This is a genomic window from Nostoc sp. C96 (assembly GCF_059384975.1).
Genome location: NZ_CM182020.1, coordinates 2,353,934 through 2,380,651, shown reverse-complemented (window position 1 = coordinate 2,380,651; position 26,718 = coordinate 2,353,934). Strand labels below are relative to the sequence as shown.

26 protein-coding genes and 1 pseudogene are annotated in these 26,718 nt (G+C 40.2%); 13 read left to right on the top strand and 14 right to left on the bottom strand.

The features are described 5' to 3' along the window. Nucleotides 1-21: 21 nt before the first annotated feature. Nucleotides 22-1,140: a DNA-processing protein DprA gene (gene dprA / locus AC504W_RS10385; protein WP_494877660.1), complete on the top strand. Its 1,119-nt coding sequence runs from the start codon at nucleotides 22-24 to the stop codon at nucleotides 1,138-1,140. An 11-nt stretch (nucleotides 1,141-1,151) separates the two neighbouring features. Here dprA and AC504W_RS10380 read toward each other — a convergent pair whose 3' ends face one another. After that, the gene (locus AC504W_RS10380; protein WP_103124716.1) at nucleotides 1,152-1,685 is read right to left on the bottom strand and encodes a hypothetical protein; all 534 of its coding nucleotides are present in this window, start codon (nucleotides 1,683-1,685) and stop codon (nucleotides 1,152-1,154) included. A gap of 283 nt (nucleotides 1,686-1,968) precedes the next feature. On the opposite strand from AC504W_RS10380, the gene AC504W_RS10375 reads away from it, so the two are divergent. Continuing rightward, on the top strand, nucleotides 1,969-3,042 hold the full coding sequence (locus tag AC504W_RS10375; RefSeq protein ID WP_494877659.1) for a DUF1350 family protein: 1,074 nt from the start codon (nucleotides 1,969-1,971) through the stop codon (nucleotides 3,040-3,042). A gap of 94 nt (nucleotides 3,043-3,136) precedes the next feature. On the opposite strand, the gene AC504W_RS10370 is transcribed toward AC504W_RS10375, so the two are convergent. The 5 genes from AC504W_RS10370 to AC504W_RS10350 form a co-directional block, all read right to left on the bottom strand. After that, a complete protein-coding gene (locus tag AC504W_RS10370; protein ID WP_494877658.1) occupies nucleotides 3,137-3,331 on the bottom strand; it encodes a hypothetical protein in 195 nt (64 codons plus the stop codon). Nucleotides 3,332-3,851: 520 nt separating this feature from the next. Beyond that, a complete protein-coding gene (psb28, locus tag AC504W_RS10365) occupies nucleotides 3,852-4,217 on the bottom strand; it encodes a photosystem II reaction center protein Psb28 (protein ID WP_096575486.1) in 366 nt (121 codons plus the stop codon). A gap of 11 nt (nucleotides 4,218-4,228) precedes the next feature. Then, on the bottom strand, nucleotides 4,229-5,785 hold the full coding sequence (locus tag AC504W_RS10360) for a serine hydrolase (RefSeq protein ID WP_494877657.1): 1,557 nt from the start codon (nucleotides 5,783-5,785) through the stop codon (nucleotides 4,229-4,231). Nucleotides 5,786-5,950: 165 nt separating this feature from the next. Next, on the bottom strand, nucleotides 5,951-6,691 hold the full coding sequence (locus tag AC504W_RS10355; protein ID WP_494877656.1) for an RNA methyltransferase: 741 nt from the start codon (nucleotides 6,689-6,691) through the stop codon (nucleotides 5,951-5,953). A 178-nt stretch (nucleotides 6,692-6,869) separates the two neighbouring features. After that, a complete protein-coding gene (locus tag AC504W_RS10350) occupies nucleotides 6,870-8,105 on the bottom strand; it encodes a PEP-CTERM sorting domain-containing protein (protein ID WP_494877655.1) in 1,236 nt (411 codons plus the stop codon). Between the two features lie 636 nt (nucleotides 8,106-8,741). On the opposite strand from AC504W_RS10350, the gene AC504W_RS10345 reads away from it, so the two are divergent. After that, entirely contained in the window at nucleotides 8,742-9,185 is a 444-nt protein-coding gene (locus tag AC504W_RS10345; protein ID WP_494877654.1) for a hypothetical protein, read from the top strand. A 119-nt stretch (nucleotides 9,186-9,304) separates the two neighbouring features. On the opposite strand, the gene AC504W_RS10340 is transcribed toward AC504W_RS10345, so the two are convergent. The 3 genes from AC504W_RS10340 to AC504W_RS10330 form a co-directional block, all read right to left on the bottom strand. After that, nucleotides 9,305-9,634: a low molecular weight protein tyrosine phosphatase family protein gene (locus tag AC504W_RS10340; protein ID WP_494877653.1), complete on the bottom strand. Its 330-nt coding sequence runs from the start codon at nucleotides 9,632-9,634 to the stop codon at nucleotides 9,305-9,307. A 286-nt stretch (nucleotides 9,635-9,920) separates the two neighbouring features. Further along, nucleotides 9,921-10,592: a hypothetical protein gene (locus AC504W_RS10335; RefSeq protein ID WP_494879609.1), complete on the bottom strand. Its 672-nt coding sequence runs from the start codon at nucleotides 10,590-10,592 to the stop codon at nucleotides 9,921-9,923. Further along, nucleotides 10,483-10,866: a hypothetical protein gene (locus AC504W_RS10330; RefSeq protein WP_494879607.1), complete on the bottom strand. Its 384-nt coding sequence runs from the start codon at nucleotides 10,864-10,866 to the stop codon at nucleotides 10,483-10,485. Before AC504W_RS10330 ends, AC504W_RS10335 begins: the two co-directional genes overlap by 110 nt. A gap of 296 nt (nucleotides 10,867-11,162) precedes the next feature. Here AC504W_RS10330 and AC504W_RS10325 point away from each other — a divergent pair, with 296 nt between their 5' ends. The 5 genes from AC504W_RS10325 to AC504W_RS10305 all read left to right on the top strand — a co-directional run bounded on the left by AC504W_RS10325 (nucleotide 11,163) and on the right by AC504W_RS10305 (nucleotide 13,939). Next, nucleotides 11,163-11,594, top strand: a complete 432-nt coding sequence (locus tag AC504W_RS10325) for a DUF6006 family protein (RefSeq protein WP_096575498.1) — start codon at nucleotides 11,163-11,165, stop codon at nucleotides 11,592-11,594. A 171-nt stretch (nucleotides 11,595-11,765) separates the two neighbouring features. After that, nucleotides 11,766-12,275: a methylated-DNA--[protein]-cysteine S-methyltransferase gene (locus AC504W_RS10320; RefSeq protein ID WP_494877651.1), complete on the top strand. Its 510-nt coding sequence runs from the start codon at nucleotides 11,766-11,768 to the stop codon at nucleotides 12,273-12,275. Between the two features lie 235 nt (nucleotides 12,276-12,510). Further along, the gene (locus AC504W_RS10315) at nucleotides 12,511-13,395 is read left to right on the top strand and encodes a TIGR02587 family membrane protein (protein ID WP_494877650.1); all 885 of its coding nucleotides are present in this window, start codon (nucleotides 12,511-12,513) and stop codon (nucleotides 13,393-13,395) included. Next, nucleotides 13,392-13,790, top strand: a complete 399-nt coding sequence (locus AC504W_RS10310; RefSeq protein ID WP_494877649.1) for a TIGR02588 family protein — start codon at nucleotides 13,392-13,394, stop codon at nucleotides 13,788-13,790. Before AC504W_RS10315 ends, AC504W_RS10310 begins: the two co-directional genes overlap by 4 nt. A gap of 26 nt (nucleotides 13,791-13,816) precedes the next feature. Then, entirely contained in the window at nucleotides 13,817-13,939 is a 123-nt protein-coding gene (locus AC504W_RS10305) for a hypothetical protein (RefSeq protein ID WP_494877648.1), read from the top strand. A 1-nt stretch (nucleotide 13,940) separates the two neighbouring features. Here AC504W_RS10305 and AC504W_RS10300 read toward each other — a convergent pair. Next, nucleotides 13,941-14,799: pseudogene (locus tag AC504W_RS10300) on the bottom strand (acyl-CoA desaturase). Nucleotides 14,800-14,974: 175 nt separating this feature from the next. On the opposite strand from AC504W_RS10300, the gene AC504W_RS10295 reads away from it, so the two are divergent. The 4 genes from AC504W_RS10295 to leuD all read left to right on the top strand — a co-directional run bounded on the left by AC504W_RS10295 (nucleotide 14,975) and on the right by leuD (nucleotide 19,319). Continuing rightward, complete coding sequence (locus tag AC504W_RS10295) at nucleotides 14,975-16,192, top strand: TetR/AcrR family transcriptional regulator (protein WP_494877646.1); 1,218 nt, start codon at nucleotides 14,975-14,977, stop codon at nucleotides 16,190-16,192. A 196-nt stretch (nucleotides 16,193-16,388) separates the two neighbouring features. Beyond that, nucleotides 16,389-16,844 (top strand): NUDIX hydrolase, encoded by a 456-nt coding sequence (locus tag AC504W_RS10290; RefSeq protein WP_494877645.1) that lies wholly within the window; start codon nucleotides 16,389-16,391, stop codon nucleotides 16,842-16,844. A 384-nt stretch (nucleotides 16,845-17,228) separates the two neighbouring features. Next, entirely contained in the window at nucleotides 17,229-18,632 is a 1,404-nt protein-coding gene (gene leuC, locus AC504W_RS10285; RefSeq protein ID WP_494877644.1) for a 3-isopropylmalate dehydratase large subunit, read from the top strand. Between the two features lie 93 nt (nucleotides 18,633-18,725). Further along, nucleotides 18,726-19,319 (top strand): 3-isopropylmalate dehydratase small subunit, encoded by a 594-nt coding sequence (gene leuD / locus AC504W_RS10280; RefSeq protein WP_494877643.1) that lies wholly within the window; start codon nucleotides 18,726-18,728, stop codon nucleotides 19,317-19,319. Between the two features lie 263 nt (nucleotides 19,320-19,582). Here leuD and AC504W_RS10275 read toward each other — a convergent pair whose 3' ends face one another. The 4 genes from AC504W_RS10275 to AC504W_RS10260 all read right to left on the bottom strand — a co-directional run bounded on the left by AC504W_RS10275 (nucleotide 19,583) and on the right by AC504W_RS10260 (nucleotide 24,749). Continuing rightward, nucleotides 19,583-21,685, bottom strand: a complete 2,103-nt coding sequence (locus AC504W_RS10275) for a hybrid sensor histidine kinase/response regulator (RefSeq protein ID WP_494877642.1) — start codon at nucleotides 21,683-21,685, stop codon at nucleotides 19,583-19,585. A gap of 171 nt (nucleotides 21,686-21,856) precedes the next feature. Beyond that, nucleotides 21,857-22,542 (bottom strand): IS1 family transposase gene (locus AC504W_RS10270; RefSeq protein WP_494873060.1). Its coding sequence is split into 2 segments (ribosomal slippage): nucleotides 21,857-22,203 and nucleotides 22,203-22,542, totalling 687 coding nucleotides; the frame shifts between segments, so codons are not numbered across the junction. 92 nt (nucleotides 22,543-22,634) lie between these two features. Beyond that, on the bottom strand, nucleotides 22,635-23,753 hold the full coding sequence (locus AC504W_RS10265; RefSeq protein ID WP_494877641.1) for an ABC transporter permease: 1,119 nt from the start codon (nucleotides 23,751-23,753) through the stop codon (nucleotides 22,635-22,637). Nucleotides 23,754-23,873: 120 nt separating this feature from the next. After that, a complete protein-coding gene (locus AC504W_RS10260) occupies nucleotides 23,874-24,749 on the bottom strand; it encodes an Npun_R2479 family HD domain-containing metalloprotein (protein ID WP_096575525.1) in 876 nt (291 codons plus the stop codon). 505 nt (nucleotides 24,750-25,254) lie between these two features. Here AC504W_RS10260 and AC504W_RS10255 point away from each other — a divergent pair. Further along, a complete protein-coding gene (locus AC504W_RS10255) occupies nucleotides 25,255-26,703 on the top strand; it encodes an efflux RND transporter periplasmic adaptor subunit (protein ID WP_494877640.1) in 1,449 nt (482 codons plus the stop codon). Nucleotides 26,704-26,718 lie beyond the last annotated feature (15 nt).

Below are 26,718 nucleotides of genomic sequence, written 5' to 3'. Positions count from 1 at the left end.
AGTGGGTGTGAGGATCAGCAAGTGGTAGAAGAAAGGGCGTATTGGTTAGCTTGGGCGCAAATTTCGGGAATTGGCCCGGTTTTATTGCAACGGTTACAACAGCATTTTGGCAGTTTATCTACAGCTTGGGAAGCTAGTAAAGCCGAGTTGGGAGAAGTTGAAGGTTTTGGTTTGCAAACCTTGAACAAAGTAATCAAAATGCGATCGCAGTTACATCCAGAACAATTACTTATCCAACACCAGCAAGAAAATCCCCATTTCTGGACACCAGCTGATGCAGACTATCCTCGCTTGCTATTAGAAACACCCAGTCCGCCACCAGTTTTATACTATCGAGGCGAAGTTGATTTACAAGAAAATCTTGGACAAAAACCGATGGTGGGAATTGTCGGAACCCGTCAACCTTCAGAGTATGGTATTCGTTGGACTCGTCAAATTAGCATCGCTTTAGCTAAAAATGGCTTTACAGTTGTTTCGGGGATGGCGGAGGGAATTGATACAGAAAGTCACAGCGCCACTATCAAAGCTGGTGGACGCACCCTCGCAGTTTTGGGAACAGGTGTAGATGTGATTTATCCTCACAAAAATCGAGATTTGTACAAGCAAATTTTAGATGCAGGTTTAGTTTTAAGTGAATATCCAGCCAAAACCCCACCTGACCGCGCTCATTTTCCTCGACGCAATCGAATTATTGCAGGTTTAAGTCGGGCAATATTGGTAATGGAAGCGCCTTTAAAATCTGGTGCATTAATTACTGCTACATACGCTAACGATTTTGGCAGAGATATCTATGCACTACCGGGAAGATTAGATGATTACCCGTCTCAAGGTTGTTTAAAGTTAATCTCCCAAGGCGCTTCCATAATTTTTCGAGAATTAGATGAACTATTAACTTTGTTAGGTGCAGTCCCAAAACTAGATCCAGTGGCTACTTCTCCAACTACAGAAAAGTTAAGTTTGCCGAACTTATCACCGCAAATGCAACAGATCATCGATGCGATCGCCTGCAATATTTTATCTTTTGATGCGATCGTCCAAACCACAGGTATTCCCGCTAGTGCTGTTTCTGGTCTTTTATTACAACTAGAACTGATGGGTTTAGTCTCCCAACTCCCTGGAATGCGGTATCAGAAAAGTTAAATTAACTTTTTCTAACTACTTGATGAGGTGGATTCTTCGGGAGCTTTTACTATTCTTCTACCCCAAGGTTTCAGCACGGAAATACCGATGATAGCAAGTACACAGGAAGTTTGAATTGCACCGCCGATCAGAACTCCTTTGATATCAAATGTATATAATGGATTACTTAATGCTTGCGATCGCTCTATATCCGAAATACTAGTAGCTGCATTTAACCAAGGCCCTAACCACACAGTTCCCGTACTAATCAAAGTGACTGTCGCAATCCATTTGACAATTACCCAATAGTGTTTGAAAAATCCCCAAATCGTTAGCCAGCAAAGCAGTCCGCCAGTTAGTAAAGATAAATTGGCTGAGGGAATAATGACGAAATCATCTAGTAGTTTTAAAGCTGCATTAATCGCATATAGTTCATCACCGTTAGTAGTATGAGTATTTTTCCAGGCGATCGCTATCATACTCAACGCTGTACCAAACCAAATACTACCAGATGCAACATGGACTGAAAGTAACCAGTTTTTCTGCTTAACGTTGAGCTTGGGCATAAAGTCTCCAGATTTTCACCGCGACGATCATTAATTTTATATTGAGGCGATCGCAGATTACAACGCTACAAGACAAAGCACTTAATTGTAAATAAAAGTTACAAGCAGCGTAATAAGCAGTTAATGCGAAGTATCTAATGACAAATCACAAACATAATTACCGCAACTTCTGAATCAAATGAGATTCTTAGAAGTTACATAATTTTATCTGGGTAGATGATTATCAAGGTGTGTTCTCATGACTGATAACAGCCTCAATTTGTACTGTTACTCAATTACAAACATGACGAATTTAAAGTTGAGATTTAAACCTGTTTCTTTTAGTTGGGTAGCGCTGCATCCGCAACCTAAAGGCGTAATTCAATTTATTGGTGGGGCTTTTTTTGGTACATTTGGCCCGATGTTTTTTTATCGCCATCTGCTGGAATGTTTATTTAAGCAAGGCTATACAATCATTCTCTTGCCATTTAACTTTACTTTTGACCATTATGCAGAGTCAGGTTTTCTCATCAGAGAACAATATAAACTCATGCCAGAATTAGTCAGAATGGCAGAAGTAGCAGGTTATGAATATAAAACCTATCTAGACGATTCTAACTTTTCCTGGATAGGTCATAGTATTGGTTGTAAATATATTGCACTATTAGAATCTTTTAGTGCTTTACCTAAAAAAACAGAGCAACTAGAAGCGTTTATTGGGGAAATAGTCAAACAAACTTCTGGGAATTTATCTCCAGAAAAACAAGCTAAAAAAGTTCAAAGTATTATCAATGATTTAGAAAATCTCCGTCGTGACTTAGAAAATCAAAGTGCAAAGGCTAAAAAATTAACATCTTATTATGTCAATCAAGATGTAGACCAAAGCCAAACTTATTTTGATGAGTCAAATGTCAAAATTAACAGCATCTTTATTAAAAGCCAAGCATCTCTATTATTAGCACCAGTCAATACTGGACTGGACAGCGCTATTAAACCTAAAGCTTTAGCCGATTTTATTATCAGACTTGGTTTTAATGTCAAACCAACCCCCGCAGAAACCGAGGCTTTAATCAAAAATAGTCATTTATTTAATTTACTAGGCTTAGTTTATTTTCCTTTAGACAATATTGGCAAATCTACACGAGAGTGGTTCTTCAATCAATTGAAAAAGCCCCCAGAAGATTTTCGTATTAAACTTAAAGGAGGACATTTACGACCTTTAGGATTACGTCTAGGAAATATAGTTTTTAATTTTCCAGATACTTTTTCTGTTCCGCCTATTGAATCTGTCAACCAAAGAAATGCAGAATTTGAAGTTTACGTAGTTAAATTACTGAATTATCTAGAACAAAAGCGCCAAGACCAGAAGAAAAAGTAATCGGTTTGATTTAGGTGTGCAAAGCCTTGCACACCTAATATATTTTATGTGATGTAATTAATATTGTAGACAAGCCAAAGTAATGATTACTTGCCTAAATTAACTGAATTTTGATCATTATATTATTAGTCTGGTGATGTTCAATTGTCGGTGGTTCGTTTTTGATCAGTAAGTCTGCAAAATCATAGATTGTAACTTGTGGTTCTAGCTCTACTTCCGGCTTTGCTAAGGGTTCCGATGTGATTTGAGTACTACCTAGACCTATCGCTTCTCTTAGGTATGCTTCCATCAGTATTACTCCGTAATGGTTTTAGGTATTATTCCCCTTCCAACCCAATATCTACCAGAGTACTCCCTAAAAACCCTGACCCTTACTCGCATTTTCACCACCTATTTACCTAGATGAGTACCATTCGCCGCTGCTTTTTCTTGGAAACAACCTGACCAAGATACTCTCCTGCACCGAGTCCTACCATTCCGGCGCTCACTCCGTACATTGTGTCTCGTCCAAATATTTGAACTCCGAAATAGCCTATGGATATGGCCGCTAAGGTGCCTATGGTACTTGCTATGATGATTTGATTACGTCGCATAAATTTTTATTAACCTTTTAATTGCGATGAATTGTTACTGTTGTCTGTATGGGAGAACTTCTTAATAGTCTTGTTATTTCCTATTATTCATCATAATTAAAATCTTGCTTTTTACTTTTTATTTCTGCCTTGTTTGATTAGCAAACTATCAAAGAAACACTTTTTATTCCCTGACATCCCTAAACCCTGGTTTCTTGAGAGTGAACGAACAGACAGTCACCCTTGATATTCCATCCCATTAGCTTCAGCATACCGCTGCATAAAGCGCATAAAGCGTTCCCAATAATCATCTTGTTCGATTTCAAACTGGCATTCTACCCGTTGTAATTCATCACCCTCATCACCACCAAAAATAAACCGCGTTGAAGAAGGAGTAACACTAATTTCACCTTCTTCATCAGTCAACAGCAAGGAATTTAAAGACGGTTTTGTAAAACTATTCAATCCTTCTAAAGCCTGCAATTTATTAAAAGTCATGGCGACGATGCGTTTACCTGAAACTTTGCCACGTCGTAAACTAACATTACTGAGTTCTTCAAAAATGCCTGCGAAAAACTGAATTGAAGGTGTGGTAGATGTCATGATAAATGCAATTATCTTGGGAGGTAATATTGTGATTGTGGATTAACAATGGGTGATTGATAACCACTTATGGGTATGTTGTTAGGTATAGCAGGATTAATTATAGGTGGTTGATAAATATTGGGAGGCATTACACTAGTTGTCGTATTAGGTACTGGAGAACTAATAGTTGGGGACGGATAACTAGTCGTGGGGATATTGTTGTTGATGATGGTAGGTGGAGGACTTTGACTCAAGCTTTCGTAAGCAGTACGAGAAATGGAACTGATGAATTTTTCGGCGCGTGGGTCATTATTGGGACGTTTTACCATTACAGAAATGATGTAACGCTTGCCGTTGGGAATATCAACTAAACCTGTATCTGCCAGCATTGTGCCAATATCGCCTGTTTTATGATATATTCTGGCACCTGAGCCTAAACCCGATGGCAATAGATTATCTCTTTCCGTACGACGCATAATATCCAGCATAATATCGCGCGATCGCAGACTCACAAAGTTACCTTGATTCACCATCGCCATCAAATTCCCCAATTCTCTGGGGCTGGTGATGTTTGTTCCTTGTAAATCTGGCAGTTGATTTTTAATTACTGTTGTGGTTAATCTCCAACTGCGAAAACGTTGATTTAATGCTTCTATACCTCCTAGTCGCGCAATCAGCATATTTGTAGCTGTATTGTCGCTGATGGTAATCATTTTGGTGGCAACTTCTAAAGCGCTGTACTGTGTCCCGACTGGTTTAAATTGGAAATTTCCGGAACCGCCAGCTACCATATCTTGCTGCATGGTCAGCATTTCATCCAGACGGATTTTACCTGCATCAACATCTTGGAAAAACGCTACTAAAATTGGGACTTTAATGGTGCTGGCGGCGGGGAAACCAACGGAGGCATTAATATCTACATAACCACCATTATCTAAATCTACTAAGAAAATACCTGGAGTGAGATCTGGGGTAGTTGCTGCTAAATTTTGAACATTATTTTTTAGAGAGGTAATTTCTTGGGATAGATACAAACCTGACGTGGGAACTGCGGGATTAGGAGTGCTTTGTGGCTGAACTTGAGCAGAATTATTGGCGTTAGATGATACGGAAGAATTTGAATTGATGCGATTAGCTGGGTCTAAAACTGATAATACTGTACCAACGATCGCTCCCATGCCAACTCCTACGATTAACAACCGCAGGATATATAACATCGTTCTGGCCATTGGCTTTAACCGCGTCTTTTTCGATACTCTTCTGGTTACTTTGGGTTGTGGCGGCTTCTGTACCCGCACCGTTTTTACTTTGACAGTGCTGGATGGGGAGGGGGGGACATTAACTGGTTTTTTGGGGATAGGTTTAACAGCTGTTGGCATCACTAGCCCTTGTCTTGACCGAGGAATTCCTGAGCCAACTGCGATCGCATTTGGTGCAAGCATGGCTTCTCTCACCACAGGACGTTGCTGTGGTTGCGGAACTTTGGCTTTCTTTGGTTCCACTTTAGGAGCTTTGCGCGATCGCTGGCGGCCATTTACGGGTTGTCGCCGCGAGAAAGCTCTTAGTTTGTCACTTGATTCTGTCACTGCTACTCCTTGTGACTCACTCGAATTTTTTCTTGCAGACTCCCGGCCTAAAACTGACTGTTCATGCAGCTTGATGCTGAAATCAACTTTTACTACTCAGTAGTTTGTTTAGTCTAAGCCATATTATCTATTTTGGGGGAGATTGCGTATATATTAATCGATACATCATAAGTTTTCATCATCATTACGATTATTTAGCGCCCATTCTACCTGGCGAAACACCCCACGCAACATCGCCACTTCATTAGTTGTGAGTCGGGCGCGATTATATAGCTGCCGAAATTTCTCCATCCGACTAGCTGCTGTATGGGGATAGATATAACCAATATTTAACAGTAGTGATTCTAATTGTTGGTAGTAGGCTTCCACAAGTTCAAAAGGTGCTAATTCTCTCTCTTGGGTAGTCTGAGGTTGAGCGATTTCTACTTGTTGCCCCAGTTCGTAACAACAAATCCCGACGGCGGTTGCTAAATTTAAAGATGGATATATGTCACTGGTGGGAATACGAATAAATCGCTGGGCATAATTTAATTCTTCATTACTTAATCCTCGGTCTTCTCTGCCAAAAATTAGGGCAGAGGGTTTTTCTGGTTCTTCTAGTAACCACGGTAAGGCGTTGCGAGGGGTTTCTAGAGGTGTTTCCCAGTCACGCACACGCGCAGTAGTGGCGATCGCTCTGACACATCCTTGCAACGCCTCTGGTAAAGTTGCCACTACTACCGCAGATTCTAAAATATCCTTGGCATGGACTGCCATTTTCATGGCTTCTGGCGATCGCGGGTCACATTGGGGGTTAACTAATATTAGGTTGTACAAACCGAAATTTTTCATCACACGAGCGATCGCACCCACATTAATTGGGCCAGCTGGTTCTACCAACACAATCCTGACCCCAGTTAATGCCATTTTCTATCTCTCCATATCTTTTACTTTGTGCATTTTACATAATTAGTAATTCCAAACTATAGAAAATTTCCGAGTATGAATGAATAGTGCTGAGTAGAAAGTGCTGAGTGCTGAGTGTGGTAACAGGTTCTTCTCATACCCCAAACCTATTCTTAGCGATATTAGCGAATCAATCTTTTTATTCTGTAACTTGAGCAGAACGCAACCGACGTTGACGACGCAAATAAGCTAAACCAACTCCTGCTAACAACGTACCCCCCATTGTGATTGGTTCTGGTACAGGTTCAGCATTTCTGGGAGTTAGTAAGAAAGGACTTATAGCATTAGGTTCAATTGAATTGCGCTTGCGCCCATAACCAACAATTTCACCTTTGTTATTAATGCCGACCAATCCATCTAATTTCCAATCTACAGTAGGATCAAAAGAAATATCGAGGTTGCTTACGCCAGTCTCAGGACTCCATAAACAAAATTCCGTCCCTACTCCAGGACAATAACCTACTACTTGACCCAAGTCATTAATATCAGATGCCCTGATTGGGAGTGGGACTATACCAGCCTCTTGAGTCCACAAAAAGCTACTCCCTCCATTGCTACTACGAGAAAAGCCCAACACCTGACCTTGATTATTAATAGCAGAGGCCGTACTGTAATCTTCTCCTGGCAAAGTGCCAATTTCTTGTATCCCAGTCTCTGGACTCCAAAAAAAAGCACGATTATCATTAAAACTATTGTTTGAATCTCCTACTACTTGACCAGAATCATTGATGGCAGTTGCATAACTTCTTTCTCTACCAGGAAGAGTTCCAAGATCAATTCGTTCATTGCTACTATTCCACAGAACAGCATGATCTTTGCCATCAACGTCTATTAAATCTCCGAAATCGTTGTATATAGGCTCAGAAGAAAAATTTGAGTAACCTACCACTTGCCCAAGATTATTAATGCCATAGGCTGCATTACTCTGAAGGTAAAAGCTTCTTTCTAAAGGAGTAAGGCTACCGCTTTCGCTCCATACACCACTCCAGCTACCATAATCAGCACTCATTCTATATACTGATACCTGTCCTAAATTATTGATACCAGATGGGACAATTGCAATGGTATCTACCTGCCCAGAACTATCATTAATCCAAACTCTGCCGTTCTCACGACTCCACAGCCAGCCAGGCCGATAACGATTATTATAAAAAGCGTTTATATATCCTACTATTTGACCAGCATCATTAATGTCAGTAGGCAAATAATTGTAAGGTGGATCACCAACAGAATTGTATTCTGGACTAAGATCGATTAAGTCATACAAAATTGCTGCCATTGCAGAGGTACTTATTCCCAGTGTCATCAAAACAGCGCTACCACTGACAATCGCTAGATTTTTGATTTTCGTTGTTAATTTTTGGATTTTCCACATATAGTTTACTCCTCCTTAAATATCAGTTTTTAGTCACAAGTTTATAAAGCTATCTTTTGGTAGTTGCGTTGCGTAAGTTTTCCCAAAGGTTATATTAACCAAGAATTTTGCGCGAAGTTTTGCAAATGTTTAGATTGTAGAATTCAGCGTTTTTTCTCCTGATTAAAGTATTTAATTTTCACGAAAAATTTATAAAAAGAACACAAAAAATTTATACTCTTCAATACACCTGTTTGTGTTCTTATAAAAAATATTTCTTTTTATAACAAATCATCTTAATTAATTAAGATTTACATCAAGTTTGATCAACTAAGCCAAAACACATCCAAATACCATACCTTATCAGAAGTTTGTCATTAGTGTTGACAAAGAACAAATTAAAAGCTTCTGATAGTCAAGCGATCGCCTGTGATTTTGCTCAACGAAAGGTATAACTTTAAGTTTTGTTAAATTCGTTACCTTAAATACGCATCTTCAGAAACATGCAGTATAACTTAGCAGGGCGAAAAGTAAGTTAGACGCAAAAGTTAAATCATTATTTAAAACTCATAGCTTTCAGAAGTATTTTTGCTGTGACTGATTTGCTTTATCTGCCTATTGTCTGAGATTAAGATATTATGTAGGAGACCCAAAAAAATGCAAAGTATTGTTAAAAGAACTATTATACTTTCCACCACAGCAGCGATCGCCGTTATATTTGCAGGCTGCGGCGAAAGCAAAGTAGCTCAATGCAACAAAATCATCAAAGTTGCCAATCAAGCAGTAACATTAAGTCAAGAATTGAGCAAAAATCCGCCAAAAGAAAAAGGTTCTAAAGCTTTAACTGAAGTTGCAGGTAAAATAGACACTTTGGCTAGTGAAATGAAAGCATTAGAAATTAAAGATGAAAAACTGCAAGGCTTTCAAGGACGCTTTCTTAAGTTATATCAGGATACGAGTAAGGGTTTTCGTGATACCGCTACTGCTTTTGATAAAAAAAATCTCAAAGCAGCCAACGCTTCTTTAGCATCTTTAAAAAAGAGTAGTAGTGATGAAAGTGCAATAGTTAGTGAAATTAACACCTATTGCTCTGGTAAATAACATTTTTTGTCGGAAAAATGTGCAGCATATAGTGGTTATTTTAGAGTGTTCAGATAAATAGTCGAAGATATTTTGTATCGCACACTGTAATTTAAACCGCTATATTGGGCTGTTTTTCTTTAATAAATTCCTAATAAAGGCAGCACTTTTTTCTTTAATATCTCGATTAAAACTGGTTCCATATATGCAAATTCATCTGGTATATCTAAACAGATAATTTTTTTATCTTTGAGAAAAGGTTGAAAATTTTTTGTCAATTTGCGTTTATGGGATTGTTCCATCACAAAAATGATATCAGCCCATTCAATAGCTTCTGTGGAAACTGGAACTTCCGCGTAGTGGTCTAACCCTGCTGAGTCAGTTTCCAGTCCTTCATATTCAGCGAATATAGCCTCAGCAGTAGGACTCCGCAATTTATTTTGACTACAGATAAATAATAGCTTCTTCATTCATTAATCTAGCCAATTAAATACTTGTTTTACTATTAATTTCAGTGCCATTACCTCTCAACTAAATAAATAATTTTTCTGCGTAGCAGTTCTGATATTGTTGTGTCTTTATAGAGTGTGGTAGAGGAGATTAACAAAATTTTGGATTGAGACTATCTTGCAAAACTCAAATAATACAGCAGATTGCAGGTGAATGAGGTAAAAATTTTCAGAACCAAGGCATATATTAAAAACCTTTTAACCATGTTTTCTGCTGTATTTGCAACGTTAATAGTAGTACTAGCTTTTAAGAACGAATTAACATTGGATCATAAATTTGACACTCTTGAACACCATATTTGCTCAAAATTAAGCTAGATATATCAAGCTCATTGTCTGTACCACTAACAATCAGAATATAATTGCCTTGTTCAATTTGCTCATCGTAAAAACGTGTCCACTCATCTGCTATTCCTAGCCGCATTGCATCAAAGCGATCGCTTAAAGTGATGTCTGTTGAACCAAGTAATTGAGAAAAGTCTTTGCAAATTAAAGAAATCTGGCTGGCTGGAAAACCTGCCATACGTATCTCATTAATCGCCGCTTCAGCATTCTCTATGTCATTAAAGTAACTAATTCCATACTTGGTCATTATCCCACTTTTATGAGGAAGAGTAGTATGAGAAGTGGTTGGAGCCAAATAATGTGTATTTTCCAGATCACTGTTGAGATGTTCATAAATACCAAATTCTTCAACACCCCAACGCTTGAGAATGGCTTCGACTTGAGCAATTTCTAGAAATGTACAATCGACAATGATTAAATAGTTTCCATTTGCTACGCGATCGTTATATGCTCTAGCTTGCTCCTCAGACATTCCCCAACCAACTAATGCACCAGCAAAAGTCCCAGTAGCAGCACCAAGACTGACTCCGGCAAGGGTTGTCACAAAAGCTGTAGCGGCCGCTCCCGCCAGCATGATTGGCCCAACTCCAGGTATTGCTAAAGTCCCAAGATCCTACTAATAAGCCAGTCAAACCACCAACAGCGCCCCCTGAAAGTCCTCCTACTGTTGCACCTTCGTCAGCCTTATCATGCGTATATTCTTTAATTTCAGGATCATCTGCATTCTGTACAACTACAGATACTTGATCCATCGCTAAACCAATATCTCTCAATTCATAAAGTGCCTGTTCTACATTTCGACGATCAGTAAATACGCCTACAGCACGTTGATTTCGGCTTACAATCATGATGGCTCCTTGTTAGCAGGGAAGGTTAATTACCTGCAAATTTAGTATTTCAGTAGTTGTAATCTTAAATACAAGTTGGTTTAACTGAAAATTATCTTAAGTCATAAAATAAATTCAGTAGACCAATACCTTTGCCAAGGCGGAGAGGCAAGGTAGTTCATCAATCTTCATACTCGTCAATTGGCTAAGGTATTGGTATTTATTTTTGATTTTGTAATTAGCTGCATAAATTAGGAATACCAATACATATAAGTGAATAGAAAGTACAGATTAGCCTTAAATACAGGTACAGCAAAATGAAAAACATCACAAAGTGGCTTTTAGGCTTGGCGATTGTTCCCGCAAGTTTGGTATTGATATCGAGTCATGCTAAAGCCAGCCAAATTGCTGGCGAGTGGTTCTTTGGGTTGTGGGATTGTAATATTGACGGTAGACCAGCCCGAATGCAATGGAAGGTAGTAGATGACCCACAAACTAGTTGTAGTGGAGATGTCTGCTCTACTACTTCAGGCGTGCGTCTGGTTGGGCGATTTAGTGACAACGGTAGTGCGTGGGTTCCTTTAGCAAAGCGTTTTTCCAACAGCCGAAAACAGGATTTAGGTATTCGTTATTTAGGTGCAGAGCAAGATAATTGGTATCTGAGATACAACAGTCGTACCAAGATTGCTGATGGTTGGACAACATGGCGAGGGAATCGCTACCCACTACAATGCCGCAATCGCAGATAAGTAAGCTGGTGTGGGTTCAAGTTGTACATTCTCTATTGAAGATGGTCATGAGTCATTGGTTTTTTATTAAGACAAATGACTAACAACAAAGCGCAAAGTTTGAGCGCTGATTTCCGGCGTTCAAATTTTGCCAGGTACAAATATTTCTTCGATGTGAGTACTCAATAAAATATGAAATTAGTAATTGACAAAATCAATTCCGCGATTGGCACAATTTTAATTGTCACGGATGGGGAAAAACTTTGCGCTCTGGACTTTGCTGATTATGAGCCAAGAATGCTGAAGCTGCTTAATAAGCGTTATGGCAGTTTTGATTTTCAGTATCTCAAAAATCCCCAAGGTTTTAGTAATCAAATTCAAGCTTATTTTGATGGCGATCGCACAAGTTTAAACAATATTCCCATAAGCACTGGTGGGACTGTGTTTCAACAGCAAGTGTGGCTTGCACTGCGAAACATTTCTTGGGGAAAAACTATTTCCTATACTGAATTAGCCGCGAGAATTGGTAAGCCAAAGGCTTATCGCGCTGTTGGGATGGCAAATTCACTTAATCCCATCGCACTCGTACTTCCTTGTCATCGAGTTGTTGGCGCGAATGCTACACTCACTGGTTATGCAGGAGGGTTAGAGCGTAAGCGTTGGTTGCTCAATCATGAAGATTGCGAACTACCACAGAATTGAAAATTTAGGAGCCAGAATTCTGAAGAATAGGCTGTATATTCGGTCTTTATTCCTAAAGTAAATTTAGGAATAAATTTTACACGACTAAAAAGCAATTTTTTGTCTATCTATCAAAAGAAGTAGTTAAATAATATATTTAGAAAATAACCAAGGATAGATGTGAAAAATATCTATTCATGAGAAATATTACAACATATAAAAATCTGACAATCAAATAATCAGGTACATATTAGTAGTGGCTAAAAAACAAAATAAAAATAGTTGGAAACAAGAAATAAATGATATTGTACGTGGTATTTGTGGAGGTTTTTTATTTGGGATTCCCCTAATCTATACTATGGAAGTATGGTGGATTGGCTCACTAGTAAAACCAAAATTAATTGCTATAGCGATCGCCCTCATGTTTATTGTAGTTTTTTTACTCAATTATACAGATGGTTTTCGTAAACGCAGAAATACCTGGCGACTTGATGAAGCCGCAATAGATACCGTAGAAGCAATGGCAATTGGATTTGTTTGTTCTGCGTTTATGTTGTGGTTATTGCAAGAAATTACGCCAGAAACATCATTAAAAGAATCACTAGGAAAAGTTGTATATGAAGGTGTACCATTTACCCTAGGTGTGGCATTAGCTAACCAATTTCTCCAATCAGGTAATCAAAATAATTCCACATCAGATAGTCATAAAGGTAATGGTAATAGCAAACCTCAGCAACATCATTTGCACGCCACATTAGCTGATTTAGGTGCCACGGTGATTGGCGCAATTGTGATTGCTTTTAATATTGCCCCAACTGATGAAGTTCCTATGTTAGCCGCAGCTATTTCGCCTCCCTGGCTGTGGGCATTAATGGCTGCATCTTTAGTAATTTCATATACTATTGTCTTTCAAGCTGGTTTTTCCGACCAGAAAAAACGGAGACAGCAAAAGGGAATTTTTCAGCGTCCATTAAGTGAAACTACTATATCGTATTTAGTATCTTTACTGGCAAGTGGAATAATGCTATTTTTCTTTCAAAAGTTAACTTTGTCAGACCCTTGGACGATGTGGTTAGAACATACTTTAGTATTAGGATTACCTGCAACCATTGGCGGCGCGGCAGGTAGGTTAGCAATATGATAGAAACAGAACCACAACCAGAACGTTCTCTAGCTGAGTGGATCACATTCGGGATTGCTTCATCTATTCTTGCAGTCGTTATTAGCTTAGTAGGATATATGTGGCTGAATGAAAAAGATCAGCCTCCCATTTTATCGCTAAATCAAAAACCAGTAGTTAGAGAAATTGATGGGAAATTTTATGTTCCTTTTGAAATAGTTAATACTGGTGGTGAAACGGCTGAATCAGTGCAAATTATTGCTGAATTACAAATTGCTGATCAAGTAGTTGAAACAGGAGAGCAACAAATTGATTTTTTGTCTGATGGCGAAAAGGAAGAAGGAGCATTTATATTTAGTCAAAATCCTCGTCAAGGAAAATTAACTATGCGAGTTGCTAGTTATAAGTTGCCATAATCTAATTAAATAATTTTGAGGATGCGGTGACTCATGCCTCTGCCAAATCAGCAAGTACAAAAGCAATTGTCACCCGCAATATTAATGATTTTCGTCTGGCCACTATTCTTATTATTCTGCCAGAAGTTTGCTTGACTACTATCAGTTAATTCATCTTTGACGTGCAATTTGTGATGGTGGTAAGACGACTTTTTTCGCTAAACCCAATGCTTTTAAAGCTTTAATACTCCACCAAGTGATATCAATTTCCCACCACTGGAAACCAGCTTTGGCTACGTGGGGAAAAGTATGATGGTTGTTGTGCCAACCTTCGCCATGAGTTAGCAGTGATACCCACCACAAGTTACGTGCTTCATCATTGGCATCAAAGGTACGATAACCCCAAATATGTGATGCAGAATTGACAAACCAAGTGGAGTGCCACAATAAGACTGCGCGGACAAACATTCCGTAAACTACAAAAGGCCAACCGCCCAAAGCATACAGCAATATTCCCAAAGGAATTTGCAATAATAAAAAGTAGCGATCTAACCAGCGGTAATAAGGTTGTCTTTCCAGGATCAGGCGCATATTTTTTATAGATTTCATAATCAAAAAACTCAGAACGGGGATACATAATCCACAGTAGATGGCTCCACCAAAATCCCCGCTTGGCAGAGTAAGGATCTAAGTTGATATCTTCTGTATGGGCGTGGTGCTGGCGGTGTCCACCAATCCAAAAAATTGGCCCACCTTGAAGTGCTAAGGCTCCGATCAAGGCGATCGCATATTCTAACCACTTGGGTACTTGGAAACTCCGATGGCTTAACAGTCGATGATATCCTAAGCAAATGCCAATACTCCCAAACAGCCAATGGAGAAATACTAGCAATCCTAGCGCTGACCAAGAAAAAAACCAAGGAGCCAACAGAGCTAAGGCATGAATAGTAGCAAAAAATACCACATTCACCCATCTGAGGCGAGGTGAATTTCCTGTCTCAGGAGCAACCGCCAGATATTTTGCAGTCATAAACATTTCCGTTGATGGATCATGAAGTGATTTGCTTTGGATGTGGGTAAACTTCCCAATAAATTTTTCCATTCTGTAGACTAGTTCGTTACAGTGGACTTAAGCAAGTATCACTTACATTAGGCATCGTAACAACTATTGGTATTTTATGCAAGTGGCACTTGCATTATTTCTTATGGCATCTCAATCAATTTCAGCCCGTCAACGTCTTATTCAAGCGGCACTAGAATTATTTACTACTCAGGGAGTTAGTAGTACTACCACCCGTCAAATCGCCGAAAAAGCTGGAGTCAATGAAGTGACGCTGTTTCGCCATTTCGGAAATAAACATGGGTTACTTTTAGCGGTGTTAGAAGAATCAGCAGCTTTTAAGGATTTGGGAGAATCCTTAGTTAGGCGAGCTACTCCTCCTGGCAACGTTTACCAAGCCCTGAAAGATTATGCAAGTGATAGCTTACATACATTAGAACGAGTCCCTGAGTTTGTGCGGTCTGTAGTGGGTGAAGCAGACCAATTTCCCGCCGAAAATCGCCGAGCATTGGGAAGAGGATTAACCGAAGCTAACCGCTATGTAGCGCAGTATTTAGCAACCCTCATCCAACAGGGAGATATCAACACCTATCTACCAGCAGAAAAATTAGCCAGTTTACTCAATGGCATGATTTTGGGCTATGCGGTGATTGAATTTACTAGCGAATTTCATGAACTGTGGGAAGATCGAGATGACTTTTTAGAGAATCTAGTGGAGTTGTTTTTACACGGAGCAATGTCCGCTGCTCCCCAATTAGCAAGAGAAGCTGTCATTACCCAAGAAGTAGATGATTTGCCTGCGATTTTAGTGCATAAAATTCTGCAAAATTCTAGGAAGTCAGGAATACAAGACTATGCTTTAGCATACCTGTTATTTGGTGCCGGCTTATCTGTTCCAGAGATAGTGGGATTGCAGCGATCGCACCAAATATCTGATCCCCAAGGGCTAATTTTGCAAATCACCACCCCAGGTTTACCCCGCCAAGTCCCGGCAAATCAGTGGATTTTGGGCAAACACTACGGTTCATACACCAACAATCCTTTAATTAAATGGCTCAAAAGTCGTAAAGATCATCATCAGGCTATGTTTGTTGACAATGTAGGTAATCCTATTTCTGACTCACAATTGCTGCAAAGTTGGGAAGTTTGGACTCAGGGACTGCTAACACCCCAAGGTAAACCACCAGAAATTGTTCAAGCACAACAAACCTGGCGTGTAGAAATGTTAATGCGAGGCATGAGTTTGGAAGAATTGAGTATTTTGACAGGTGGCGATCGCGCTCAATTACAGCCTTATGCTCGCCGCGCCAAAGAAAAATCTGCTCTAGAGGCTGCTATTCGTTTGGATCATAAGCCAGCTTAACTTAATAAGGCAAAAGTAAAAACTTAAAAGGCAAAAGGAATAAAAATGGCTTTTAAATACCTATATTTATCAAAATTTACTTTTTACTTTTCAAAGCTTTCTGCCTTATAGTAGATGCCTAATAGCTTTATAAAATTGAGACTTAGCTAAAATAACCTCTTGCTTTGTTTGATGATGACACTCATCCAAAAAGTTCATGAATCAGAAAATCAGCAAAATCTTCCAGCAGTCGGGAGTCATTCCTTATAGAGTGCAGAACGACAACATCGAAATCTTACTGATTACAACCCGCGATTGCAATAACTGGGTAATTCCTAAAGGCGGAATTGCCAAAGGGATGAGTCCACCTGCTTCTGCTGCTAAAGAAGCGTGGGAAGAAGCAGGTATCATTGGGCAAGTAGATGTCAATCCAGTAGGTAGTTATAGATATCGCAAACGCGGCAAAATCTACCAAGTGCAGATGTATTTATTATTAGTTGAAGTGTTAACTGAAGATTATCCCGAAGCCGGACAAAGACAACGAGAATGGTTAGATGTAAATATTGCCATTCAAATGGTGAAGCAAAATTCCCTCAAAAAGATTTTGCATGAATTTCTCCAATTAAAATCAAACTCTTGCTTGCCATTTGTAAATACACAAATTTCCCTATAAAGGCCAGAGAAATCGCCAAAGTCTAGAAAATGATTTTTTAACAGTAACAGCCCTAGATTTATCTGTGAAATCAATCGAAAATCTTAAATTGATCTATAGATTATTCCCAAATCCAAAATCCGTCTTGAAAAGTTTGCTCAATGGGGGAATCTCCCGAACTTTGCTCAACGCGGGGAACCCGCGCACGCAAGTTCTCCCCGCACGCAACGCCAGTTGCTTCTCCTAATCGGAGACGCTACGCGTAGCTTGCTTCCCCATAGGGGTACAAGCCGGGGAACCCGTCCAACGCACTGGCTCAACTTTTCGCAAAATCTAAAATCCAAAATTGTCGGGCGCTTTTTTTGATACCATAAAAGTCCTGACTCGTTAAATAACGATTGACCTATGAGCAAAGGCACCCTGTTTGATAAAGTTTGGGACTTACACACCGTTGGTACACTTCCTTCAGGGCTGACACAGCTATTTATCGGCCTGCATCTAATTCATGAAGTTACCAGTCCTCAAGCCTTTGCGATGTTACGCGAACGAGGTCTCAAGGTATTGTTTCCTCAGCGCACTGTAGCTACAGTAGATCACATTGTTCCCACAGATAATCAGGCGCGTCCTTTTGCCGATAGTGTGGCAGAAGCAATGATTCAAGCCCTGGAACAAAACTGTCAAGAAAATAACTTAACTTTTTATAATATTGGTTCTGGCAATCAAGGTATAGTCCATGTCATCGCCCCAGAAATAGGATTAACCCAGCCAGGAATGACGATCGCTTGTGGTGATAGCCACACATCGAGTCATGGTGCATTCGGTGCGATCGCCTTTGGGATTGGTACCAGCCAAGTCCGCGACGTTCTCGCCTCCCAAACCCTCGCCCTCGCTAAACTCAAAGTCCGTAAAATTGAAGTTAACGGCACTCTTAACCCTGGTGTTTATGCCAAAGATGTGATTCTGCATGTTATCCGCACACTCGGCGTGAAAGGTGGTGTCGGTTACGCCTACGAATTTGCCGGGACTACCTTTGAACAGATGAACATGGAAGAACGCATGACAGTCTGTAATATGGCGATCGAAGGTGGTGCAAGATGCGGTTACGTCAATCCTGATCAAGTTACCTACGATTACCTCAAAGATAGAGACTTTGCCCCCAAAGGTGCAGATTGGGATCAAGCAGTAACTTGGTGGGAATCGATTAAGAGTGATGCTAATGCAGAATATGATGATGTAATTGTATTCAATGCAGCCGAGATTCCCCCTACTGTCACCTGGGGAATTACCCCCGGTCAAGGTATCGGTATTCATCAGTTCATCCCCAAGCCCGAAGAACTGGCGGAAGAAGACCGCTTCGTAGCTGAAGAAGCTTATCGCTACATGGATTTGTTACCTGGTCAACCCATTAAAGGTACAAAAATTGATGTCTGCTTTATTGGTAGCTGCACCAATGGTAGAATCAGCGACCTCAGAGAAGCCGCAAAAATTGCCCAAGGTCGCCGCGTTGCTGAAGGAGTCAAGGCATTTGTTGTTCCAGGTTCCGAAAGAGTCAAACAAGCCGCCGAAGCCGAAGGATTAGACAAAATTTTTGAAGCAGCGGGTTTTGAATGGCGTGAACCAGGATGTTCTATGTGTTTAGCCATGAACCCCGACAAACTCCAAGGTAGACAAATTAGTGCTTCTTCTTCTAACCGCAACTTTAAAGGAAGACAAGGTTCATCCTCTGGTCGCACATTACTGATGAGTCCGGCTATGGTAGCAACTGCGGCCATTAAAGGCGAAGTTTCTGATGTACGTGACTTGCTGTAGATATCAAACTCCGCGTTTACCTCAGCGACACTCTGCGTTTGCAAACCACATCTTTTTTATCTCGCGCAAAGGCGCAAAGGCGCAAAGAAAATTATGGTAAGTGAAGTTAAACAAGTATCTGGACAAGCTATACCTTTAGTTGGTGATGATATTGATACAGACAGGATTATTCCTGCTCGTTTTTTAAAGGCTATTACTTTCGACGGTTTGGGAGAAAATGCCTTTATCGATGACCGCACAGCTTTAAAAGGTGAACATCCCTTTGATCAACCCCAATATCAGGATGCCAGTGTGTTAATTGTTAACCGTAACTTTGGCTGCGGTTCATCACGAGAACACGCACCGCAAGCGATCGCAAAATGGGGTATTAAAGCTTTAATTGGTGAAAGCTTTGCGGAAATCTTCTTGGGTAACTGCGTGGCTATTGGTGTACCTTGTGTCACGGCTGAGGCAGCGACTGTAAAAAAACTCCAAGAACTAGTAACAGCTAATCCCCAAGCAACAGTAACGGTAAATTTAGAAACTTTACAAGTGCAACTGGGTGACTTTACAGCACCAGTTTTCATGGGTGAAGGTTCCAGAAATATGTTTGTTTCTGGTAGTTGGGATGCTTGTGGTCAGTTAGTCGCTAATGCAGAGAAAATTCGCGCTACGGCTGGTAAACTGCCTTATGTCGCTTGGGGTTAATTTTTGGGTTGTGATAGCGATCGCCCATAATTTATTTTTCCTGACATCAGCGGTAGCGCTTAAACAAGACTAAGGCAACGTTAACGTGGATCGATGGCAGGTTTGCTGTCAACTAAACGTTTATGTTTACTTTTAATATATAGCGGTAGTCAGATATGTTAGGACAGTTTGAAAGCTTGAATGCAAGGTATAGTAAGACTTTTTCTCCTGCCTTCTGCCTCCTGCCTCCTGCCTTCTGCTATACAAAATGGATTCAGTTAGGGCTAAGTAATTGCTACAGACGGTGGTAGTTTTAAAACGCTGGTAACTACGTTAATTAAATTCTCAGGGTCAATCGGTTTAGTTAAGTAATGTTGAAATCCGGCTGCGAGAATTTTTAAGCGGTCTTCTTCGCGGGAAAATGCAGTTAGAGCGATCGCCGGAATGCTACCACCATTTTCGGGTGCTAAAGCGCGGATTGTTTGGATTAAATTATAACTATCTTGGCCTGATATACTGATGTCGCTAACCAGAATATCAGGTTTTGTTTGTTCGATGATTGCCAATGCTGTATCAACTGATGCCACAGCTATAGCATTTGCACCATACTCTTCAAACATAAATGCTAAAAAATTTCGGCTATCGGTTTCATCATCTACAACCAATACTTTCAATCCAGCTAAGGGTGTAGTAGCGGCTGTACAAGAAGGAGAATTTTCGGCTTTACCATCAAGACTGTTGCTTGGCATTAATGGGAGTCTCAAGGTAAAAGTTGCGCCCTGACCTTTACCTGGGCTGTCTGCGAGAATTATCCCGTTGTGCAGTTCTACCAAATGTCGGACAATTGCTAGTCCCAAGCCTAATCCATTGTGCGATCGCGTGGTGGTACTGTCTGCCTGGCGAAATCTTTCAAATACTTTGGGTAAAAAATTTGGTTCGATACCAATACCTGTATCAATTACTTGAATTTGAGCATAAGCAGAGGTAAAAAATCGTATGGGAGACAAGCCAGAAGAAATGACAATTTCCTCTGAAGGGAATTCTCCACCAGGCTCTTTATCTCTGTGCTGTATCAATTCTAGATGGACTGTAACATTACCATCTTTAGGTGTAAACTTAATTGCATTAGTTAAAAGATTCCAGACTACTTGCTGCAACCGTACTGGATCACCGCAAACTGAACCAATAGAAGAATCGAGAATTGTGTTGATTTGAATATGTTTAGCTTCTGCTAAGGGGCGCACTGCTTCTAGGGCTGCTTCCATCACAGCACTTAAGTTCACCGCACATAAATTCAGTTTTAGCTGACCGCGAATGATCCTTGATACATCTAAAATATCTTCAATTAATTGCACTTGAGATGTAGCATTGCGTTCAATTGCTTCTAAAGCCTTAGCTGTCGCTTTGTCATCCAGTTTTTTAGAACGCAGAATTTTTGACCAGCCTAACATCGAAGTCAAAGGCGTGCGGAGTTCATGAGACAGCACCGCCAGAAACTCATCCTTCATCCGATTTGCGGCTTCTGCTTCTTGTCTGGCTGTTTGTTCTCGAATGATTTGAGCGCGAACTTCTTCAGCTTGCTTGCGTTCGGTGATGTCTTCGAGAGTTCCGACATAACCAAGTAATTTCCCTTGAGCCGAAACCATACGTGATGAACGCACCTGTACCCAGCGGTGTCCACCACTAGCTGTGAGAAATTGAAAATCTTCCGAATAGTTTTGGCTACCTATATCAAGATATTTATTCCAACTAGCGATCGCGCGTTCTTGGTCATCTGGATGGACAAATTCTAGCCATTGTTTTTCTAAACTTTCTACTGTATTTAAACCACAAATTGCCTGATAGTGAGGATTACTATATCTACATTTGCCCTCTGTATCCATTTCAAAAATCCCTACAGGAGAACAAGTGCTAAGGGAGCGAAATCGCTCTTCACTTTGCCGTAGTTCTGCATTAACAGCTGCTAGTTGAGTTGCTTGTTCTTTAATGGCTTGAGTTTTTTTAAATAGCTCAACAAAGACTGTAACTTTCGATATTAATATATTCGTATCTATGGGTTTAAGCAAATAATCAACAGCGCCCAGAGCATAGCCTTTAAATAGCATTTGATCACTAGTGCTAAAGGCTGTCAGAAAAATAATTGGAGTTTGCAGCGATCGCTCTCGACTACGAATCAGGTTGGCAGTTTCAAAGCCATCCATTCCCGGCATTTGCACATCCAGCAAAATTACCGCAAAATCTTGATGCAGCAGACACCGCAAAGCTTCGGCTCCAGAAGTGGCTTTTACTAACTTTTCTCCCAGTCTTTCTAAAATTGCTTCTAATGCCAACAAATTTTCTAGTTTGTCATCTACCAAAAGGATGTTGACTTGCGGTTCAGGCTGCATGATTTTATCGCACGTAGTTCTTTTCTGTTCTAGGTTTCAATCTCTTTAAAGGGGATTGCTTGAATTATTATGACACGACAAAGTTTCTGTCATTTGTCATTTGTCAATGGTCAATAGTCAAAAGCCTGAAGCATGAAATTTCGGCGTTGCTGAATGAAGGGATGAATCGATTTATGTAGGTACAGTTTGATACTTCAAATAATGAAGTAATAATTTAACCGAGTATCTCAGCATTTCTTCTGTCTTGGAATAGCATAAAGTTTTTCGGTGAAGGCGTGCTAAATAATGTCTAAGCCTAGTGTTTTCATTTTCAACTCGTGTCATATATGTTTTACTGACAATTTGGTCTCCATCTGGAATAAAGCTTGGGTAAACTTTCCAGCCATCTGTCACATAAAAATAGCTTTTCCATTGTTTAGCAATTTTCCACAATGGCTCAAAAGTTTCGGCACTATGGTCTCCCAAAACCCAGGCTAAAATACCTTGAGTAAAGTGATTTACTGCTGTCCATAACCAAATTTTGTTTTTTTTGAACCAACAAATGTCTCTAATTCATCAAGTTCTCCAACTTCTGGAATTACATCTTCTTTCGGTACGTCCGGAAGTTTCTCTCCCAATTGTTTGACCCAATAAATAATAGTAGTATGATGTACTCCTTTGACTCGTTCAATCCCACGAAAACCCATACCGTTAAGGTACATTTTTAAGCATTCTTGTTTCAATTCCTCAGAATATCCTTTTGGTGGCTCGTACAAATCAATAAATTGGCGAGCGCATGATACGCAAATGTGATTTTGTTTACTTCTTCGCTTTCCGTTCTTACGAATTTTCGTAGATCCGCAGTATGGACATTGCACAGTAGATACCCTCAAGTCATCCCTCTATTATGCAACGCCGAAATTTCATACTTCAGACTTGACACTTTATACTTCAGACTTCACACTTCCCCTTATCTTTGTAAACTGCGGGGATCTAGAGCATCTCTTAAGCCATCACCTAGTAAATTAAATGCTAATACTGTCAAAATAATTAGTACGGCTGGCGGCCAGATTAACCAAGGTTGTAATACCAAAATTGAAGCATTGCTGGCGAGGGTAAGCATATTACCCCAAGAAGGATCTGGCTGTTGAATTCCTAACCCAATCAAACTTAAAACTGCTTCAGCACTAATAAAACTAGGAACTGATAAGGTTGCAGAAATAATTACATAAGTAGCAGTTTGCGGCAGAACGTGACGAACAATAATGTAAAGTGGATTTCCACCCATTGCGCGTGCAGCTTGAACAAATTCCCGTTCTTTAATAGAAAGTACTTGTCCTCGAATTACCCTAGCTAAACCAGCCCAACTAATAACAGAAGTAATAATAACAATTAATAAAAAGCGCTGGGTACTACTTAAGCCAGGTGGTAAAACTGCACCTAATGTCACCAACAGATAAATACTGGGGAAAGTCATCAGAACTTCTGCAAAACGCATAATGACACTATCGAGCCAACCACCAAAATAGCCCGAAATCCCACCCAGCAGTAGACCAAGAGGGAAAGTAAAAACTACGCCGATAATCCCAATAAACAAACTAATGCGGCCGCCATGTAGCAATCGACTAAATTGGTCGCGTCCTTGATCATCAGTGCCAAAAATGTTTAATCTTACGCCATTATCTGCACCAAATAAATGCCAATTTAAGGGAATTCCCGGAAAAATGGTGACTTCATCCCATTTTGGTGGTAGTGGTAAACTCAGCTGTAATAGATGGTATTGCGGCCCAGATACAAATAAACGTAAAGGAGAGGGCTTAGTAAAATCTACAATTAATTGGCGATCGCCTGTATTTATATCAGTATTACCTTGAGTTGTGGGGTAAATATGCGGGCCGATAAATTTCTTAGAAGACTGGGAAACCCAATAAATTTTTGTTGGTGGTAGCAGTGAACCATTTGGCTGTGAAATATATGGGTCGTAAGGAGCAACGAAATCTGCTGCAATCACCGCTACATAGAAAATTAACAGCAAAATTGCTCCAAATCGCGCCAAAGGATTTTTCTTCAGTCTTTGCCACCAATTCATAGTTTTTAGTCAATAGTCAAGAGTCAATAGTCAATAGTCAAGGGTTAAATGTGATTAGTCAATAGTTAAAGGTCAAACTTTATTTATTTTGACTTTGGACTTTGGACTGTTGACCCTTGACTAAGCATGTAACTGTTCAATCATGTACAGATTTTCTTCTTGACTTTTTTCGTGTTCCACAACAAATACATTCGAGTAGAGATTCGCCATCACTTGTTTGCCTTGTTGGGTGAGCGATAAGTAGCGCAGACTATCCTTAATATAAGGATGCACACCATTCCAGTAAAATTTGGCGTAATTTTTGCGTAAATCGGCTGGGGTTTCATAGCCTAAGACTTTATTCATCCCAGTTTCTTCAAATTCGTAGAACAACGAGGTAATTTTCTTCAGGTAACGGGGGTCACTCAATTGTCCAATTAAATCAGCAGCCCGTACTAAGCCAGCAAAGTTAACAGTATCTTGATGATCTTCTGCTTTAGGTACGGGAAAGCGAGTCCATTCAATATTACTTTTAATAACTTCACCATCTATGAGCTTGTGACCACCGAAACGCTCATCAATGAACAGCTTGGCTCGATCAACATGATAAGGTGTCAGACTGGCATCAGAAGCACCAGGATGCAGGGAAATCATTCTGCCATTTTTACCTGTAGCATATAAGCCTGATGCTTCTTGGTCTTGGCGGCAAACTCCTTTGACATAACCAATATCATGACAGACCAAGGAGATAATAAAGTGCAACCAATCTTCACTAGAAACACCACCTTCGCGGATGTGTTTGCCACGGAGAATTTCTTGCCCTACTAAGGTAACTAAAATAGAGTGTTCGACATTATGGTACAAGGCATCGCTATTGGCAATATTTTCCAACGCCATACTTCCAGCCCAGGCTATGATGTCTTGATAATCATTTTTTAGGCAGCCGTATGTGCGACTGTAGCCTTCTCGAATTTGCTTGACAAAAGCATCAATTAAAATTTCAGTGGCGTTGAACATATTTGGTTGCTCAGTTCAGATAAAAATATCTCTTGTTTGTTATTAAGAATGCCAACATCAAGGCTTAAGTAAGTGTTTGCAGGTATTTTGATCCTTTTTAACTTAAATAAGGGTGTGAATGCTACTTGCCTTGAAATCTTGATCACATGATAGGCTATGGTTTCTTAGTTCACTGCCAACAGATGCAATTTGGCGTATCCTACGTTCATTAGTTTTCCATATTTATACTCACAATGAAGTGATCTGCATACAAAGGATGTGTGACACTAACAAGAGTTATTGAGTGAGATAAATATCCTGTCATATTGATGAACAATATTTACGTATAATCACTTATTTTTATTTTTATTTTTAATAAAAAACATGACTTGTGTCATGGTTATCATATTGGGGATTATTACAGTCAAATTTTGAGATGTAAGTCAGATTTAATATATGGTAATTAGTCTCAAACTTTCTTAAAAATAACCAGTAGTTGTGTGTTTCCAGAGTGGAGGTGCGTCTCGTGAGTGACGAAAGTATGCCAGAACTAAGGCGAGAAGAAAATCTAGCGGATGAACAACAGGCAAAGCCGCAAACCCGCCCGTGGCTAACACCGATGTTTGTAGGTATTGGCTTAGGCATAGCGAGCGCCCTAGGCGGTCTGGGGGTGTTAACTCAATTGCCACCACGTCAACAAAAAGCTGTGGCAGATAAAGTCCCGCCTCAAGCTAATCCAGTAATGACGGTGACTGTCGCCCCAGTAGAAGCTACGCGTGTGTCTCGCACATTCAATACGACAGGCACAATCGCCGCCCGCGATTTAATTCCAGTGCTACCCCAAGCCAATGGTTTGCAAGTCAAAATCATTCCTGAAGATATTAAAGAAGGTACTTATGTCAAAAAAGGTCAAGTTCTGGCAATTTTAGATGATTCTATGCTGCAAGCTCAAATGAGTGGAGCCAGAGCCGAGATAGAATCTAAACAAGCTGATGTTGGTTCTAGACAGGCAAGTATGGTCTCTCAGGAAGCCACTGTAGAATCTTATCAGGCAATAGTGCGGCAAAAAAAAGCCGATTTAGCACAAGCCAAGGCTAAGTTAGAAGAAGCTCAAAAGAATTATCTGCGTTATCGCAAATTGGCAATTGCTGGGGCAATTAGTCTGCAAGAACTCGATACTCGCGCCTACACAGTTAAAACAGCCGTCGAAGTTGTACGTGTTGCCGAAGAAAACATTCGTGGCGCTCAAGCTAATGTTCTCAGCGCCCAAGCTAATACAGGTAGTGCAGAAGCAAATATTTACAAAGCTAAGGCTGATGTGCGTAGCAGCGTAGCTAAGGCCATACAATTACAAACACAGTTAAAACAAACTGTAGTTCGCGCTCCAATTTCGGGAATTGTGGCGGAGAAATTAGCCAGAATTGGTGATGTGACAGGTATACCGCCACAAACCCAAGTTGGCACTGTGATTGGGGGAACACAAAAACTATTTTCGATTATTCGGGATGGCAGATTAGAACTTCAGGCAGATGTTCCAGAAATTCAATTACCACAAGTAGAAATAGGCGCGGCTGTGGAAATTTCCTCAGATATTGATAGTCGCGTGCAGTTGCAAGGCAGAGTAAGAGAAATACAACCGCTAGTGAACGATAAACGGCGAGAAGCAACTGTCAAAATTGACTTACCATTAACCAATTTACTCAGACCAGGGATGTTTGCCCGCGCGGCGATTACGACAAATACAGCGATCGCAATGGTAATACCACGAAAAGCAGTGCAACCCCAAGCTGATGGTAGTGCAATGATATTCACCCTCTCCGGCGATGATCTAGTTCGTAGTCAGAAAATTGAGGTCGGCGAACCAATTAACAGCGAACTCGTAGAAATTAAAAATGGTTTGCAATTAGGCGATCGCGTCATCATTGATGGTGCAGGTTATCTCAAAGATGGCGATCGGGTGAGAGTTAGTCAATAGTTATTTGTCCAGGAG